The sequence below is a fragment of the Streptomyces sp. NPDC060232 genome, from assembly GCF_042726555.1.
GTDB lineage: Bacteria > Actinomycetota > Actinomycetes > Streptomycetales > Streptomycetaceae > Streptomyces.
In genome coordinates, this window is sequence record NZ_JBHXAG010000017.1 from 75,486 (window position 1) to 90,237 (window position 14,752).

Below are 14,752 nucleotides of genomic sequence, written 5' to 3' on the forward strand. Positions count from 1 at the left end.
CGGTCCCGGTCAGCTCCGGGCGTAGACCTTCTCGACGAAGCCGGCCAACTGGTCTTCGGACAGGTGCTGGGCCAGATCGGCCTCGCTGATCATCCCGACCAGCTTCTTGTCCTTGATCACGGGCAGCCGCTTGATCTGGTGGCTCTCCATCTCGTCCAGCACGTCGCTGACGTCCGCGCCGGCGTCGATCCAGCGCGGAGTGCCCCGGGCGATGTCCCCGCACGTCATCTTCGACGGGTCCAGGCCCTTGGCCACGCAGTACACGACGATGTCGCGGTCAGTGACGATCCCGCACAACCGCTCTTCGGCGTCGCTGATGGGCAGTGCGCCCACATTGAGCCGGGCCATCAGCGCGGCGGCCCGGTCGAGCGTCTCGTGCGCCGGTATCCACCGGGCGCCGGGGTGCATGATGTCTGCGGCGGTGGTCATGACCGAACCTCCTGAGCACGCTGTTCACGGCCGGGTGCGGACGCGCCCGGCCGAGTGTCCCCCTCGCGGTGCACCGTCGCGCCGCGGCCGTTCGGCTGGCGCGACGACCCCCGGACGGCGCCGGTACACGCCCGTACGGGTGAGAGGGGCGCCTCCCCCCACCGTACGAGCGTGTCCCGTCACCCGCGCGGTGTGGCTCCGCGCTGCCTCAGCATGTCCGCCATCAAGGTGAGCTCCGAGCGCTGCGCGTCGACCATGCCCTGCGCCAGATCCCGCTCGACGGGGGTCCCGCACTGCTGCGCGCACCCCTGCGCCATCGTCACGCCGCCCTGGTGGTGGTCGGTCATCAGCTGGAGGAAGAGCACCTCCGCGTCCCGCCCCGAGGCGGCGCCGAGCTGCTCCAGCTCCTCCTTGGTGGCCATGCCGGGCATCAGCGCGCCGGGCTTGGCGGGGCCGTGCCCGGCGTGTCCGCCGTGGCCCGCGGAAGCCCCCATCCAGGACATCGCAGGCTCGCCGGCCACCACCTTCGGCAGCCCCCACAGGTCCAGCCAGCCGAGCAGCATGCCCCGCTGGTTGGCCTGCGTGTTGGCGATGTCGTAGGCGAGCGTGCGTACCGCCTCGTCCTGCGTCCGGTCCCGCACGATGAAGGACATCTCCACCGCCTGCTGGTGATGGACCGCCATGTCCCGCGCGAAGCCGGCGTCGGGGGAGTGCAGTCCCGGCGTCCGGGGCGCGGCCGCGGGCGGGGCGGCCGATCCGCCGCCCGCGGCGGCGACCGTGGCCGCCGCCGCGAACAGCAGCGCCAGCAGCACGGCCGTGCCCGCGACCCAGTACGTGCGGGGGATCGCGCGGCTCACTTGGCCGCCAGCCCGTTCGTGCAGGCCGCGCCCGGCTCCGGGGTCTGCTCGCCCTGCACGTACTTGGTGAAGAACTGCTTGACCCGCGGGTCGTCCGCGCTGTCCACCGTGAGCTGCTTGCCCCACGCGCTGAGCATGATCGAGCCGGTCTGCTCCTTGACCGGGCTCATCAGCGTGTACGGCGTCTTGCCGACGGTCGCGGCGAGCTTGTCCACGTCGGCCGGGGCGGCCTTCTCGTTGTACGTCACCCACACGGCGCCGTGCTCCAGCGAGTGGACGGCGTTCACCTCGGGCAGCGGGGTCGTGTAGACGTCGCCGTTGCAGTTCATCCAGCGGGGGTGGTGGTCACCGCCGACCGGCGGGTTCATCTCGTACTTCACCGGCGTCTCGACGTGGTTTCGGCCGAGCTTCTTCACGTCCCAGAGCTGCTCGCCCTCGACCGGCTTCTTGCGGATCTCCTCGGCCTCCTTGCGGAGCTGCTCCGCGGCCTCCTGCTTGCGCTGCTCGGTCTGCTTCTGGTCGATCAGCACCCAGGCGCCGAAACCGACGAGACCGACGACGACGGCCGACGAGACGGTGATCGCGATGGCCTTGTTGCGCCGCTCCCGGGCCTGCTCGGCGCGGCGCATCTCGGCTATGCGCGCCTGGCGGGAGTTCGGGTCGGTGTGCTGGGGGGTCCTGCCGGACTTGCTGGCCATGTGCCCTGGTTCCTTCTTCTGGATGAGGGGGGTGGACGGAACGCAAAACCGGACCCGTCAGGTCCGCAGCACCTGGAGAACATGCAGGTCGGGGGCGCGCGCCAGCGGCTCGGGCGGCCGGATCCAGCCCGCGGCCGTCGTCCGGGCGGAGGGCAGCGGCCCGCCGTCCGTCACGGTCACGGCGGGCGGCGGCACGGGCAGCACGGCCGGGAGCACGTGCGCGAGGGGGGAACAGCCGGGCGGGTCGTACGGGGACACACAGACGGCGTGCTCCGTACCGTGCGCCCGGACCTCAAAGGAGACGTGCGGCCCACCGGGACGAGCGCACAGGAACAGCGCGCCGGCCAGTACTCCGAGCACGGTCAGCACGACGGCGCGGCGGAGTACGGAACGTCCCCGACGCTCCCGCTGCGTGTACTGCCGGCCCCCCATGGGCGCAGATGGTAATGCTCATGACGGGGCCCAGGTCAGTGCGGGGGTGCCGCGAGCTTTCGGGGGTGCGTAATGTGGCGGAAACCACCACTGGCGATACTGGGCCGACCCGACTGTGCCGCGACCCTTCAGGCGGTGGTGCACAGGCCGTCTGAACTGCGAGGATGAAGGCATGGACAAGCAGCAGGAATTCGTCCTCCGGACGCTTGAGGAGCGCGACATCCGCTTCGTGCGCCTGTGGTTCACCGACGTACTGGGCTTCCTCAAGTCCGTCGCGGTCGCCCCCGCGGAGCTGGAGCAGGCCTTCGACGAGGGCATCGGCTTCGACGGCTCCGCCATCGAGGGCTTCGCACGGGTCTACGAGTCCGACATGATCGCCAAGCCGGACCCGGGCACGTTCCAGATACTGCCGTGGCGCGCCGAGGCCCCCGGGACCGCCCGCATGTTCTGCGACATCCTCATGCCGGACGGCTCGCCGTCGTTCGCGGATCCGCGCTACGTCCTCAAGCGCATCCTCGCCAAGACCTCCGACCTGGGCTTCACCTTCTACACCCACCCGGAGATCGAGTTCTTCCTACTGAAGGACAAGCCGCTGGACGGGACCCGCCCCGTCCCGGCCGACAACTCCGGCTACTTCGACCACACCCCGCAGAACGTGGGCATGGACTTCCGCCGCCAGGCGATCACCATGCTCGAATCGATGGGCATCTCGGTGGAGTTCAGCCACCACGAGGGCGCGCCGGGCCAGCAGGAGATCGACCTGCGCTACGCCGACGCCCTCTCCACGGCCGACAACATCATGACCTTCCGCCTGGTCATGAAGCAGGTCGCCCTCGAACAGGGCGTCCAGGCCACCTTCATGCCCAAGCCGTTCTCGGAGTACCCCGGTTCGGGCATGCACACCCACCTCTCCCTCTTCGAGGGCGACCGCAACGCCTTCTACGAGTCGGGCGCCGAGTACCAGCTCTCGAAGGTCGGCCGCTCCTTCATCGCGGGCCTGCTGCGGCACGCCGCCGAGACGGCCGCGGTCACCAACCAGTGGGTCAACTCCTACAAGCGCATCTGGGGCGGCTCCACCCGCAGCGCCGGCGCGGGCGGCGAGGCCCCCTCGTACATCTGCTGGGGCCACAACAACCGCTCGGCCCTGATCCGCGTCCCGATGTACAAGCCGGGCAAGATGGGCTCCTCCCGCATCGAGGTCCGCTCGATCGACTCGGGCGCGAACCCCTACCTCACGTACGCCGTCCTCCTGGCGGCCGGCCTCAAGGGCATCGAGGAGGGCTACGAACTCCCGGCGGGCGCCGACGACGACGTCTGGGCCCTCTCCGACGCCGAACGCCGGGCGATGGGCATCGAACCCCTCCCGCAGAACCTCGGCGAGGCCATCTCCCTGATGGAACGCAGCGAACTGGTCGCCGAAACCCTCGGCGAACACGTCTTCGACTTCTTCCTCCGCAACAAGAAGCAGGAGTGGGAGGAATACCGCTCGGAGGTCACGGCCTTCGAACTCCGCAAGAACCTCCCGGTGCTGTAACCGCAGGCCAGCGGCGACACCCCAGTCACACGGCACCCCGGGCCGGCGGCACTCAGCCGCCGGCCCGGACCCGTTTCACCCCTCCTGGGCCGTCTGTGGGCCGTCAGCCGCCGGACCGGCGGCCCTGTAGACCTCGTCCACGGCCCGCAGCGTGCGCTCGTGGCTGCTCGGCATCAGGTGCGTGTAGACCCGGAGTGTGAAGCCGGGGTCGCCGTGCCCGAGGTACGTGCTCAGCGCCTTGATGTTCTCCCCGGAGTCCAACAGGACGGACGCGTAGAAGTGCCGCAGCGCGTGCATCCCGTGCTCGCGCGCGGCCTGGTGGCGCTCGCCCGGCCGCGGCTCCGGGATGACGCCGGCCTGCACGAGGGCGAACTTCCACACGCGGGTGTTGAAGTCGGTTCGCCGCACGGCGCCCCCGCCCGGGAGGGAGAACAGCAGCCGCTTGGTGACGAGCGGCCCGTCCGGCTTCAGCCAGGGAAGCGTCACGTCCACCGGTGGGAACTCCTCGCGGTGCTCTCGCAGCACCTGCGCGATCCGGCGGGGGAGCGGCACATCCCGTTCCTTTTCCCGCTTGGGCGGACCGAAGACGAGGTGCCCGTTCGCCACCTTTACCTGATTGGCCACCCGGAGCCATTCACTCCGGAAGTCCTCGGGGTCGTCCGGCAGGCCGAAGATCTCCCCCTGTCGGAGCCCCAGCCCCCCGCCGGCATCCGCCATCGCCCGGTACCGCTTCGGCAGCGCCGCCCGGACGGCGAAGAGCCGCTCGGGCGTCCACGGCCTGACCCGCGGAGCGACCGGAGCGGGCGCTCTGACCGTACGGGCCTTACACGGGTTCTTCGCCAGCAACTCGTCGTCCACCGCGGCGGCGAGGACGGCAGACACGCTCGCGAAGATGACGCGCCGGTACGAGGAGACCGGCAGGACCTGCTCCAGCTCGCTCAGCCAGTCACGGATGTGCTCCGGCCGGAAGGAGTCGAGGGGCCGCGTGCCGAGGTGCGGGAACGCGTGCTTGCGGATCTGCACCTCGACAGACGACCGCGTCGTCATATCCGTCGTCAGCGACGCGAGCCACTTCTCTCCGTACTCCCGAAACGTGATCCGGCCGGCGGCAGGATCGATGTACTGCCCCCGGGACATATCCGCCTCGATGTGTGCCAGCCACTTCTCGGCGAGCCGCTTCTGCCTGTCGGGAAAGCTCTTCGACTTCTCCGTGCCGTCCGGTCCGATGAACCGGGCGCGGTAGCGCATGCCGCTGCCGTAGCGGTCGGTTTTGATCCGACGGGGCTTGCCGTCGGGTCCCTGCTCGGTCTTGAACCACCGGTCTTGGATGTGGCCTGCCACGTATGGGCCTTTCTGGGCAAGCGCCGAGGGCGGGCCCGGGTGGGCCCGCCCTCGGCGGTGGTGTGGTGGGTTAGGCGGCTTGGCTGATGTCCTTGCGCTTCTGCTCGGCGATCCAGTCGTAGAGGTCGACAGGGTCGTAGCGGGTGTGCTTGCCGACGCGGAATCCGGGCGGGCCGGTCCGCTTCTTGCGCCACTGGTAGAGGGTCTCCACCGGGACGTCGAGGATCTCGGCGACGTCGTCGGGGCTGAGGTAACGGTCGGGGAGTCCGCCGCGCAGGATGGCGCGGGGGGCAGTCTCGGCGGGCATTGCTCCTCCGGCGGGTGTGTGTCCGAGCTCCGGATTTCTGCGTCATCGCGTCGTCTGGGTCATCAGCTCTTCTGACCTGCGGATTTCGGTGACGTGGTAGCTGGGCTGTGTGTCACCGGCCTGCGTCATCGTCACCGGGCTGACGCGGGCCGGTGACGCGGGTGACGCGTGATGACGTAGTTATTGACCGTCTGCGTCACCGGTGTAGCCGCAGGCCACGAGCCATTTCGGGCCTGGTGGTGACGCGGGTGACGCAGCGTCTCTTCTCTTAGGAAAAAGAGGGGTGGTGGCTGTTGTGCTGCGGTGCATCTTCGAGCGCGAAGAGGGAGCCGCTGCGCGGCACGTCCCTTGCAGCGGCGGCAAGCCGCCGGAACAGCAAGAGGAGCACGCCCCGGGGGCGCCGGGTGCTCTTCTTGCTTGAACGCTGGCGCTACGGCGGCGCGGTCAGAACGCCGCCTGCTGCTGGCCGGGCGGGGGCACAGTCGGGCGGGTCATCTCGATGTAGCGCGCGGTACTGGTCCGGCCCCAGTCGACGAGGACGCCGCGGGCGGCGAGGGTGGGCTGGAGGCGCTTGAGGCGGTCGGAGAGGACTTTGCCGGTGGTGGGCCACCCTTTGGGCAGGGTGCGGAAGTCGTCGCCGGTGTAGAGCTGGGTGAGGGCGTGCAGCAACTCGGTTGAGGTCATCCGCACTTCCTCGCCGGGGTCGAGGCTGGCGGCGTGCTTGAGGACGGTCTGGGCGAGGAGGTCGCCCTCGATCACGTCGTCGTTGAGGTCGTCGAGGCTGGCCCGGTAGGCGCCCAGCGCGCAGAGGCCGGTGGCGGTGTCGAGCTGGGCGCAGAGGTGGGCGAAGTCCGCCATCCGCAGGTCGGTGGGAATCTCGGCCTCGGTCGCCCGCACCTTGACGGCGAGGTCCAGCAGCGAGCCGAGGATGACCGGCAGCACCTGCGCGTACTCCGCCCACAGCTCCGCCTCCGTCCGCCGTACGCGGGGCCGCTCAAGGCGGAGAGGCAGCAGGCGTTCGGCGAGGTCGGGGCGGATCACGCCGACGTCGATGCCGGTCAGCAGGAGCGGGCGGCGGTAGCGGGAGCGGACCACGTCCCCGTCGGTGAACAGCGCGCGCTTGATGCTTTCGGCGCCGGTCACGATGCAGCACATCAGGTCGGACAGGTCCGGCGGCAGGTGCGAGAGATTATCGAGGGCGGTGACCCATCCGGCCGCGACGGCGGTGATCAGGTTCTCTTCGTCCTTCGGGGCGCGGCGCAGGTCTCCGGTCATGCCTTCGATGATCCGGACGAGCATCCGGCCGCCGGTGGACTTGCCGGCGCCCTGAGGGCCGGTGAGGAACGGCGCGGGGACGGGCACGGACGGTTCCAGGCAGCCGATCAGCCACGCGATGGCCAGGCATTCGCTTTCCGCGTTGGCGAAGTTGCACAGCCTCAGCAGTGCGTCGATGCCCTTTGCGTCGGTGTCCTTCTCGGGGAGCGGGAGTTCGCCGGTGAGCTGGGTGCGGCGCCAGCACACTTCGCGCGGGTCGGGGGTGAGGATGTCCCATCCGGTGGGGTGGATGCGGATCGACTGGCCGTCATCACGGCCGAGGTCGAGCCAGGTCGCGCCGTCGAATCCCGGGGCTACCCGGATGTGGGTGGCCTGTACGTCCTGGCTGAGCGCGAGTGCTTCGATCAAGTCCAATGCCTCCTTGAGAGCGGAGCCGTTGAATGAGCCGTGGCCGTCGTTGTAGAGGCCGACCATGAGTTCCTGCCGGTGGCTGCCGGTCGTGCCTTGGGAGCGGATCGGCCGGGCGACGGGGTGGCCGTTGCGCTGCGCGTAGACGGTGCCTTCGGTGGTGCGGAAGTACCGGAAGTGCGCCTGCGCGTAGTCCGTGATGATCTGGCGTGCCGGGGTCTTGTCCTCGTCGGTCACGGTCACATCCCGAGCGTGGTGCGGGCGTTGGTCCAGGCGTCCTCGCAGTGCCGCAGCGACTCGCCCCTCTCCTGCGCCGCGGTGAACAGGCGGGCGATGTGCTTTTCGGTGAGGCAGCCGCACCGGCCGTGCGCGGACAGCACGGCGAGGAACATCCGGTACACGGTCCGGTGGATGCCGTCCGGGGCTTCCTCGATCCGCTGTTCCGCCATGGCGATGCCCCGTTCCAGGTAGGCGGGTGAGCGGTGGGGGCACTGCCCACCCCCGGCCGGCGCCGAGACGACGGTGGCGCCCGATACATGTCGGGCCGCTGTGGGCTCCTTGGCAGCGAGCGCGCGCACGACGTCCGGCAGCAGCGCCATGGTGCCGGTGCCGGTGCCGAGCCACCGTGCGTAGGCCATCGCGGACTTGATGTCCACGCCAGGGCGGACGCCGTTGCGGGAGGTCATGGAGCCTCGGTAAATCCAGTGCTCCCCGCGGGCGCTGGGCACGGTTCGCGTGGTGGGCAGGTTCTGCCGAGCCCAGGTGATTGCGTCGGCGTGGTCGAGGTCCACCACGGTGAGACCGGCACCGCCGGGGTGGTAGGCGATGGCCGCGGCCTGCCGCCAGGCCGGGCCCCATGCGGGTGAGGTGAGGATGTTCGGGTCGGTGGTGGCGGCGGCCCAGCCATGGCAGGGTGCCGGGCACGCGCAGGGGCCGGGGGTCTTCATGTTCGGCCGGCCGCCGCAGGCGTTCTTCCGGCAGGCCCGGCAGTTGCCCATGGGACCCTTGCCCTCCCGCAGCGGCAGCACGGGGAGCCCCAGTTTGGCGAGCTGGAGCGCTGTGGGCAGGTGCCGGGACATCGTGGGGTGGCCGTACACGTTGAGAGGTAAGGGAAGCCCCTTGGCCCGATGTGCAACGGGCTTGAGATGGGTCATGCTTGATGTCTCCTGTCTGTCTTCGGATGGGGAGGGAGAACCGCGGCGGTGGGCGACCTTGGTGGGGAGTCCCGCCGCCGCGGGCGGAGTTACTGGCGCCGGATCCAGCTGGCGTACTCCTGGCGGGCGTAGCCGCGGGGGTCGCGGATGCTGTCCGGGTGGTCCGGGCTGTACGAGCCGTCCGCGTAGCCGCCCGGGCCGGGCCCGGCGGAGTCGTCGACGGCCATCAGGCGCCGGGCCGCTTCGACGGCGAGGATGGCGGCGTCGCTCTCGGGGTCCTTGTCGGTGAGGGCGATCCTGTCCAGGAGGGCGGCCTTGCGGAGCCAGAACTCCCGGACATGGAGGCCGCGCAGGCAGTCCCGGACTCCGCTGGCAGTCCATCCGATCTCGCTGATGATGCTCGGCGCGGTTGCGTAGGCGACCTCGGGCGCCGGCCAGCGGCCCGGCTGCTCCTCGGCGGTCAGGTAGAGGCGGACGCGGTCACCACTCCGGGTGGGGTGCTGGCGTACCGGACCGGTCCTGAACGTCTCGGAAAGGGCCTTGGCGATGCCGTCGGCTTCGGGCGGGGTGCAGATGACGCGGATCTCGAACACGTTGGCTCCTCAGCTGTGGAAGTGGTTGCGCTTGAAGACGGCCCGACGGATGTTGACGACCGTTCCCCGGTCGCGGCCGTGGTGGCTGCCGAGGACCTGGGTGGCGATGAAGCCGCCGAAGACGACCGCGGCGAGGATGACGAGCTGCTGGACGAGCGCGGCAACGGCGGCGATGAAGGTGGTCAGGAGCATCAGGCCGCCGCACGCGGCGGCGAAGCCAATCCCGCCGAGTGCGATGTTCACCGCGAGCGGGCTGATGACCGGGCGCGGCCGGTGCGGCTCGGGGTCCTTGACCGGGGTGAGGGCGTAGCCGGTGATGAGGCGGCCGTCGGGGAGCTGCACGGTCTGGACGTCCGGCAGGGAGGGCGGTTGGAAGGGGACGACCGGCGCGGTGGGATGTGTGAGCACGATCGGGTTGTGGATGTCTGTGGACTTGTGGTCGGTCACGGCTGGCTCCTAGTCGGCGAGGTCGGTGAGTGCCTGGGCGGTGGACTTCACGACGTTGGCGATGGGCTCGTACGCGCCGGTGCCGGCGGCGAAGAAGCCGAAGAGGAACAGGACGATGGCGGCTCCGGCGCTCGCGGCCTTGGTCTTGATCGCGAAGAAGGACGCGGCGCCGAAGAGGAGGACGGCGGAGATGGTGAAGGTCATCGGGACAGCTCCGGTCTCGTAGGCGGGACGGGTCAGCGGGTGCCGGCGCGGTAGGTGCGGGCGGCGCGGTTGTAGAGCCAGCGGCCGAAACGGATGCGCTTGCCGTGGCCGTCGCAGCGGCGGCAGTGCTTGCCGCGCTTGAGGCGGCCCTTGCGGTCGGTGGTGAGGGCGAAGCCGAAGCCCCGGCACTTGCGGCAGGTTCCGAACGGCGAGGCCGCACACAAGCCGCTGTAACCGAGAGTGATGGCCGTCAGGCAGGCGATAGCGAGCAGGGCAGGGGTCATGAAGGGCCCTCCCAGGCTGGTTCTAAGGGTTTCCGCAGGTGGGCTGCTATGCGCTAGCAGCCTGATCAAGTGCCGTGTGTGGTGCTAGCGGGGGTGCTACCGGTAGCGGGTGCGGGTGCTACCGGTAGCACCCCTACGGTCCTATGCGGCGCCCGGCCGTTCGCTACGCTCCGCAACCGCCTTGGCGACATCAGCGCGGAGGATGCCGCGGCGGGTGGTGCGGTTGCCGTCGTCGCTGATGCCGGCGACGTCGCGGGTCTTGATGCGGTGGGGCTTGAGGGCGCTGGTGACGTTCTCGCCCTTCCAGCCGTCGTAGACCTCGGGCCGCAGTTCGGCGAGGCGGGCGGCGATCCGCTCGTTCCACACGCGCTCCTCGGCCGCCGGGACAACGGCGAGAACGTCGGCGAGCAGGTCGTACGAGGGGCCGGTCACCTGCTCAGGGCTCTCGCCGAGGGCGTGCCCGGTCAGCAGCCCGGCGTCCTTTCGGACCTGGCGGGCCCGACCGGCGATGGTCTCGGCGCCGGGGGCGTCGACGTAGGTGGAGGCGACGATTCGGGCGTCGGCTCCTTCACCCATGAAGTAGTGGATGCCCTTGTCGCCCCAGGCGAACATGGTGGCCCGTACTCCGCGCTTGTATGAGGAGGTGCCGAGGACCATGTCGTTCTCGGTCTGGCCCATGACCTTCAGGCACCAGCGGGCCGAGGCGTTCGCGGAGATACCGGTAGGCAGGGACTTGGCGTCCGGGCGCTGGGTGGCGAGGAGCAGCACGATCCCGGTCGCCGGGCCGCGCTTGACGAGGTCGGTGGCGATCTCCTCGAACTCCTTCCCGTGCTCGGGGTGCTCGAAGAGGACCTGGCATTCGTCCACCCCGATCACGATGGGGTGCAAGCCGAGTGACCGCTTGTCGGCGAGGAGGCTGGTGACCTTGTTCTCGGGGCAGATGTCCCGCGGCAGGGAGCGGATCACCTTCACCCTGCGCCGCAGCTCCTCCCGCAGTTCGCGGAAGTCGGCGAGCGTGTAGGCGATGGACTCGTCGTCGTCGCCTGCGGCGTGGCGGTGGGATACGGCGTTGCCGACCGGGTCGAGGTCGCCGGTGCCCTTCATGTCGTACGTGTGCAGTTCGGCCCGGGGGTCCAGCGCGGCGATCAGCAGGAGCAGGCGGAGCAGGAACGTCTTGCCCATGCGCGGGATCGCGCCGATCACCCCGGCGATGTACATGAGGGTGACGTGCACCCAGCGTCCGCGCTGGTCGGTGCCGTAGGCGATGGGCTGGAACAGGTCCACCACGCCGCTGACGAGCAGCGGCCACTTGGGCTTGGTCGCCTTGGTCATGTCCTGATCTCCCACCCACAGGACCATGTGGCCGGTGTGCTCGTCGGGCACGGCCTCGGGCCACACGCACCCGAGCGGCCGGCGCAGGCCGGAGGCGAGTTTGTCGCGGCGCTCGATCACGTCCGTCACGGTCACCCCATACGGGAGGTCGCCCTCAGCGCGCCAGCCGGGGCCGTCGCGGGTGATGGGGGCGGTGAAGGTGAAACCGTCCCTGCCCTTTGCCTGAGCCTGGGAGATGGGAGCGATACCTAGGGCGCCAAGGGCTCGCAGGACGATGTCCGAGGTGAGCTTAGGCGCCTTGGTGACCTCTACCGCGCGGTGGACGACCGGGGCGTCCGCCTGGCCGCCGGCCGCGCCGAGCGCGAGGAGGACCGTGCCGAGCGAGACGGCATGGAGCCAGCCGGGCGCCAGTACGTAGAGCGCAAGTGCAGCCCCGAGGCCGACCACGGCGGCGAGCGCGGCGACCAGAGTGCGGAGGCGAACGCGGCCGTCGCGCTGGCGGGACAGCTTCAGGTACTCGCCGACGTCCTCGCGCCGGACGGCGGCCAGTCGGACCGGTTCACCCTCGCGGTCGGCCACCCACCGCAGGCTCCCGCCCACGAACCTGGCGGCCCCGCGCGGGGCCTGGAGTGCGAGGCGCCCGGCGTAGACCGGGGAGCGGAGCGCGTGGTACCCGGCGAGGTGCGCGTAGTGCCCGGTGACCCAGCGGGCCGCGGTCTTCAGTTCCGTGGTCGACTGCAGCCAGGCCGGGACGATCGCCCGCCGCTTCGCCCCGGCCAGTCGACCGAGGTATCCGGGACCGGGGACGTCCGGCCCGTCGACCAACCGGCGGGCCGACGGGTCGGCCGACCCGTCGCGGTCGGCGTCGGCCGCCGAGTCGGGGGCGGTGCCGGTGGTGGAGTCGGGCGACTCGGTGCGGGCTGAGCGGGCCTTGCCGAGGTCGACGACGTCGGCGCCGAGATCGGCGGCCATGTCGGCTTCGAGTCGGGAGAAGAGTTCGTTCTCGTCGTCGGGGTGCTTCACTGATGGTTCCTTCCAACGTGAAGGGAAAGGCGGGCCCGGCCGGCGCTGTGAGAGGTGGGCGGCCGGGCCCGTGATTCGATGGTCACGCGACCAAGAGGCCTTAACTAACACAAGGTTGTGGTAGCTCTGGCCACGGCTTGGTGCTCTGTTGGGGCGCCTACAGGGTGGTGAGGGCCTCGGTGGGAATCTCGTAGATGTCGGTCACGAAGTCGGCCCCGTCGTACAGCTCGGAGCCGAAGTGGACGTGGGCGATGTGCAGGGCGGTGCCCTCGCGGTCGGTCGTCTCGTAGACGTTCACGATCGCGGTGCTGCGACGGCCGCGGCGGATGAGCCGCCGGGCGGTATCGGTCGAGACGGCCTCGGGGCGCCACCGCAGCGTGCGGGTCTCACCGGTCCGGCGCATCAGGCTGTAGAGAGTGACGGGACGCATGGTCATGCTCCTTGGTGTCGGGGATCAGTCGGCGTGCGGTCGTCGGGGTAGGCGCAGGACACGCACACGCCGAGCGAGGACGGGATGACGTACCCGGCGTCGGTGCGGCAGTTCGGGCAGGTGCGGCGGGCGAGCATCGCGAGGGCGAGTGCGCCCCATTTGCGGGAGGTCATCGCCCGCACGGGCTTGGCCCGGTCGATCCGGTAGAGGTAGGCAACCAGCGGCTCGCGCCGGTAGCGGGGGCGCAGCAGCTGTGCGGCGATGGGCTGGCCTCCGGGGCGGAGGCCCTCGGCGCGGAGTTGGCGGCGGGTGGCCAGGCCTTTGGGGGCGTAGCGCCAGGGGTACGTCGGTATCCCGTACGTCGCGCCGGTCGGGTCGAAGCACTGGGTGAGCGTGACGGCGGTCATCAGGCCGCCGCGCCCGTCGCCGTCGTGTCGGTACGGGCGCCGCGACGGCCGGCGCGGCGCCCCGCCATCGTGGCGAACAGCCGTCCCAGGCCTGCCCGCTTGACACCGGCGCGGGCCTGCTTGGCCGCGTACATGGCTTCGTCCGCGCGGCCGAGCAGCTGAGAGAGGTCCTCGCCGGGGAAGTCCGCGGCCCGCACCCAGCCGAGCGAGACCGTCGTTCGGAGCTCCGGGTGGGCAGGGTCCGCGGGCCGAGCGAGTACGGCGTGGAGTGCGGCGAAGAGGTCCTCGGCCGTGCCGTGCGGGTCGAGGATGACGGCGGCGAACTCATCTCCCCCGAGGCGGCCGGCGACACCGCTGGCGCCGACGTAGTGGGCGAGTCGGTCCGCGGAAGCCTTCAGCAGCAAGTCACCGGCGGCGTGGCCGTACCGGTCGTTGATTTGCTTGAAGTCGTCCACATCGGCGAGGAGGACGACCGCGCGCCCCTTGCGCAGCAGATCGGCCGCGCGGTGGGTGAAGCCGTCGCGGGTGTGCAGGCCGGTGAGCGGGTCGCGGCGGGCGGCGTGGAGTCTGCGCCGGAGCCACAGCACGTGGGCGGACCAGCCGGCTGCGAGGGCGGCGGCGAGAGTGGCGGTCAGGGTGTTCATGCTGCGACCTCCTCGCGGGTGTCGGCCGCAGACTCGTCGGCGTCGGCTTCGATCGGGTTGAGGGGCCGGGCGTCTGCCCGGTCGGCGAGGAGCTGGTCCCGCAGGGTGCGGGAGCTGGCGGCCGAACAGTGCAGGTGCGTGCGGATGGCCTCGGCGTTGATCGCGTTGTCGGGCCATGCCACCGTGGCCTCGCGGGCCTCAGCCAGCAGCTCCTCGGCGGTCCGCGGCACCTTCTTGGCCTTGGAGCGGGCGGGCCGCTTCCGGGGCGCCTTCAGCACCGTGGGCTGTTCTTCCTGTTCGGGTGTCGGCTCCGGCGGCTCCTCGGCTCCCTCGGGAGCGAGTTCGCCGAGCCGCAGAAGCACCCGTTCACGACGCGGGGTCTTCGACCGCCACCGCCACCCGTACTCCTCGCGCAGGTCGGCACGGGCGAGCTGGCGCTCCTTCTCCCGCTCCAGGGCGTCGGCGTACGAGGTGATCTCCCACAGAGTCATCCGCCGCCAAAGCGAGAAGGTCGAGGGGAAGGCGAGCAGCCACCGTGAGGCGCGGATCTTGTCCATCCGGCGGCCCGTGGCGGCCCCGATGCGAACGGCGTAGATGTGGGCGCCGATCTCAGAGAAGACCACCCACAGGAGCGGCATCGTGCCGTGGGCGACCTTGGCCCACAGTCCTTGCCCGGCGGCGATGTTCAGCCCGCATGTGATCAGGGTGAGAACCCAGGGAACGAACCGGACCCAGACCAGGGCCATGTCCATCCTGATCAGCAGCAGGTTGGCCACGGTGAACACCGGGATCGCCGTGTCGATGCCGACCGGCAACATCCACGGTTCACCGAATCCCCAGCGGCCAGCGGCGGCCGAGACCGCGTCGAACGAGGAGATCAAGCCGAGCGCCCCGACCCCGGCGGCCGCGAGGGCGCCGACCCCGGCGAGACCCATCTCCGGGCGGGTGAGCGG

18 protein-coding genes are annotated in these 14,752 nt (G+C 70.6%); 1 reads left to right on the forward strand and 17 read right to left on the reverse strand.

The annotated features are described in order from the left end of the window. Positions 1–9: 9 nt before the first annotated feature. The 4 genes from ACFWFZ_RS23750 to ACFWFZ_RS23765 form a co-directional block, all read right to left on the reverse strand. Positions 10–429, reverse strand: coding sequence for a CBS domain-containing protein (locus tag ACFWFZ_RS23750; protein WP_387124811.1), 420 nt, complete (start codon positions 427–429; stop codon positions 10–12). 179 nt (positions 430–608) lie between these two features. Then, positions 609–1,286, reverse strand: a complete 678-nt coding sequence (locus tag ACFWFZ_RS23755) for a DUF305 domain-containing protein (protein ID WP_387124812.1) — start codon at positions 1,284–1,286, stop codon at positions 609–611. Next, positions 1,283–1,984, reverse strand: coding sequence for a DUF3105 domain-containing protein (locus tag ACFWFZ_RS23760; protein ID WP_387124813.1), 702 nt, complete (start codon positions 1,982–1,984; stop codon positions 1,283–1,285). The genes ACFWFZ_RS23755 and ACFWFZ_RS23760 overlap by 4 nt, the downstream gene beginning before the upstream one ends. A gap of 57 nt (positions 1,985–2,041) precedes the next feature. After that, the gene (locus ACFWFZ_RS23765; RefSeq protein WP_387124814.1) at positions 2,042–2,416 is read right to left on the reverse strand and encodes a hypothetical protein; all 375 of its coding nucleotides are present in this window, start codon (positions 2,414–2,416) and stop codon (positions 2,042–2,044) included. 172 nt (positions 2,417–2,588) lie between these two features. Here ACFWFZ_RS23765 and ACFWFZ_RS23770 point away from each other — a divergent pair, with 172 nt between their 5' ends. Next, positions 2,589–3,950 (forward strand): glutamine synthetase family protein, encoded by a 1,362-nt coding sequence (locus tag ACFWFZ_RS23770; RefSeq protein WP_387124815.1) that lies wholly within the window; start codon positions 2,589–2,591, stop codon positions 3,948–3,950. Positions 3,951–4,025: 75 nt separating this feature from the next. On the opposite strand, the gene ACFWFZ_RS23775 is transcribed toward ACFWFZ_RS23770, so the two are convergent. The 13 genes from ACFWFZ_RS23775 to ACFWFZ_RS23835 all read right to left on the reverse strand — a co-directional run bounded on the left by ACFWFZ_RS23775 (position 4,026) and on the right by ACFWFZ_RS23835 (position 14,734). Then, positions 4,026–5,291 (reverse strand): tyrosine-type recombinase/integrase, encoded by a 1,266-nt coding sequence (locus ACFWFZ_RS23775; protein WP_387124816.1) that lies wholly within the window; start codon positions 5,289–5,291, stop codon positions 4,026–4,028. Between the two features lie 70 nt (positions 5,292–5,361). Next, positions 5,362–5,598, reverse strand: coding sequence for a helix-turn-helix domain-containing protein (locus ACFWFZ_RS23780; RefSeq protein WP_387124817.1), 237 nt, complete (start codon positions 5,596–5,598; stop codon positions 5,362–5,364). A 444-nt stretch (positions 5,599–6,042) separates the two neighbouring features. Next, positions 6,043–7,524, reverse strand: coding sequence for an ATP-binding protein (locus ACFWFZ_RS23785; RefSeq protein ID WP_387124818.1), 1,482 nt, complete (start codon positions 7,522–7,524; stop codon positions 6,043–6,045). Further along, on the reverse strand, positions 7,521–8,360 hold the full coding sequence (locus ACFWFZ_RS23790; protein WP_387124913.1) for a bifunctional DNA primase/polymerase: 840 nt from the start codon (positions 8,358–8,360) through the stop codon (positions 7,521–7,523). Before ACFWFZ_RS23790 ends, ACFWFZ_RS23785 begins: the two co-directional genes overlap by 4 nt. 164 nt (positions 8,361–8,524) lie before the next feature. Further along, a complete protein-coding gene (locus ACFWFZ_RS23795; RefSeq protein WP_387124819.1) occupies positions 8,525–9,028 on the reverse strand; it encodes a hypothetical protein in 504 nt (167 codons plus the stop codon). Between the two features lie 9 nt (positions 9,029–9,037). Beyond that, the gene (locus ACFWFZ_RS23800; RefSeq protein WP_387124820.1) at positions 9,038–9,475 is read right to left on the reverse strand and encodes a hypothetical protein; all 438 of its coding nucleotides are present in this window, start codon (positions 9,473–9,475) and stop codon (positions 9,038–9,040) included. Positions 9,476–9,484: 9 nt separating this feature from the next. Further along, on the reverse strand, positions 9,485–9,679 hold the full coding sequence (locus ACFWFZ_RS23805; protein WP_387124821.1) for a hypothetical protein: 195 nt from the start codon (positions 9,677–9,679) through the stop codon (positions 9,485–9,487). Positions 9,680–9,711: 32 nt separating this feature from the next. Further along, the gene (locus tag ACFWFZ_RS23810; RefSeq protein ID WP_387124822.1) at positions 9,712–9,963 is read right to left on the reverse strand and encodes a hypothetical protein; all 252 of its coding nucleotides are present in this window, start codon (positions 9,961–9,963) and stop codon (positions 9,712–9,714) included. A 141-nt stretch (positions 9,964–10,104) separates the two neighbouring features. Continuing rightward, on the reverse strand, positions 10,105–12,318 hold the full coding sequence (locus tag ACFWFZ_RS23815) for a cell division protein FtsK (RefSeq protein WP_387124823.1): 2,214 nt from the start codon (positions 12,316–12,318) through the stop codon (positions 10,105–10,107). 157 nt (positions 12,319–12,475) lie between these two features. Continuing rightward, the gene (locus ACFWFZ_RS23820) at positions 12,476–12,748 is read right to left on the reverse strand and encodes a hypothetical protein (protein ID WP_387124824.1); all 273 of its coding nucleotides are present in this window, start codon (positions 12,746–12,748) and stop codon (positions 12,476–12,478) included. 2 nt (positions 12,749–12,750) lie between these two features. Beyond that, a complete protein-coding gene (locus ACFWFZ_RS23825) occupies positions 12,751–13,155 on the reverse strand; it encodes an RRQRL motif-containing zinc-binding protein (protein WP_387124825.1) in 405 nt (134 codons plus the stop codon). Then, complete coding sequence (locus tag ACFWFZ_RS23830) at positions 13,155–13,799, reverse strand: GGDEF domain-containing protein (RefSeq protein WP_387124826.1); 645 nt, start codon at positions 13,797–13,799, stop codon at positions 13,155–13,157. The genes ACFWFZ_RS23825 and ACFWFZ_RS23830 overlap by 1 nt, the downstream gene beginning before the upstream one ends. Continuing rightward, on the reverse strand, positions 13,796–14,734 hold the full coding sequence (locus tag ACFWFZ_RS23835; RefSeq protein WP_387124915.1) for a DUF2637 domain-containing protein: 939 nt from the start codon (positions 14,732–14,734) through the stop codon (positions 13,796–13,798). Before ACFWFZ_RS23835 ends, ACFWFZ_RS23830 begins: the two co-directional genes overlap by 4 nt. Positions 14,735–14,752 lie beyond the last annotated feature (18 nt).

What these genes read in the sequence shown, in the direction of transcription:
- ACFWFZ_RS23750 (WP_387124811.1), bottom strand. Translation starts at nt 429, where the DNA reads ATGACCACCGCCGCAGACATCATGCACCCCGGCGCCCGGTGGATACCG.
- ACFWFZ_RS23760 (WP_387124813.1), bottom strand. Translation starts at nt 1,984, where the DNA reads ATGGCCAGCAAGTCCGGCAGGACCCCCCAGCACACCGACCCGAACTCC.
- ACFWFZ_RS23765 (WP_387124814.1), bottom strand. Translation starts at nt 2,416, where the DNA reads ATGGGGGGCCGGCAGTACACGCAGCGGGAGCGTCGGGGACGTTCCGTA.
- ACFWFZ_RS23770 (WP_387124815.1), top strand. Translation starts at nt 2,589, where the DNA reads ATGGACAAGCAGCAGGAATTCGTCCTCCGGACGCTTGAGGAGCGCGAC.
- ACFWFZ_RS23780 (WP_387124817.1), bottom strand. Translation starts at nt 5,598, where the DNA reads ATGCCCGCCGAGACTGCCCCCCGCGCCATCCTGCGCGGCGGACTCCCC.
- ACFWFZ_RS23790 (WP_387124913.1), bottom strand. Translation starts at nt 8,360, where the DNA reads ATGTCCCGGCACCTGCCCACAGCGCTCCAGCTCGCCAAACTGGGGCTC.
- ACFWFZ_RS23805 (WP_387124821.1), bottom strand. Translation starts at nt 9,679, where the DNA reads ATGACCTTCACCATCTCCGCCGTCCTCCTCTTCGGCGCCGCGTCCTTC.
- ACFWFZ_RS23810 (WP_387124822.1), bottom strand. Translation starts at nt 9,963, where the DNA reads ATGACCCCTGCCCTGCTCGCTATCGCCTGCCTGACGGCCATCACTCTC.
- ACFWFZ_RS23820 (WP_387124824.1), bottom strand. Translation starts at nt 12,748, where the DNA reads ATGCGTCCCGTCACTCTCTACAGCCTGATGCGCCGGACCGGTGAGACC.
- ACFWFZ_RS23825 (WP_387124825.1), bottom strand. Translation starts at nt 13,155, where the DNA reads ATGACCGCCGTCACGCTCACCCAGTGCTTCGACCCGACCGGCGCGACG.
- ACFWFZ_RS23830 (WP_387124826.1), bottom strand. Translation starts at nt 13,799, where the DNA reads ATGAACACCCTGACCGCCACTCTCGCCGCCGCCCTCGCAGCCGGCTGG.
- ACFWFZ_RS23835 (WP_387124915.1), bottom strand. Translation starts at nt 14,734, where the DNA reads ATGGGTCTCGCCGGGGTCGGCGCCCTCGCGGCCGCCGGGGTCGGGGCG.